Raw genomic sequence first — 309 nt, 5'->3', positions numbered from 1 at the left:
CGCCCTTGCCCCACTTGGTGATGACGTAGGTGACCTTGATGTGGCCCTTGCCGCCGTTGCCGTCCACGCCCAGGGTGTCGGCGTTGAAGGTGCCGCCGGTCAGGTCGGCGAAGGTCTTGGCGTCCAGGTCGAGCATGATGCCGCGGTTGGAGGGGATGCCGGGGCCGCGGTCGCCGACGAAGAACGGCGCCTTCCTGCCCTTGTACAGGACGTAGCCCTCGGTCATCAGGGGCCAGGAGGGGGAGGCGGCCAGGCCCTTCTGCATGGGCTTGCCGGAGGCGGGCAGGCCGGTGTCGCCGTTGCGGCCGG

At 70.2% G+C, this 309-nt stretch carries 1 pseudogene; it reads right to left on the bottom strand.

The features are described 5' to 3' along the window. Positions 1-309, bottom strand: a pseudogene (locus ACWJ6R_RS38205) (hypothetical protein); the annotation flags it as partial.

The organism is Planomonospora algeriensis, from assembly GCF_977012225.1.
The sequence above is the reverse complement of the archived record's forward strand: the minus strand, read 5'-3'. Positions and strand labels throughout refer to the sequence as shown.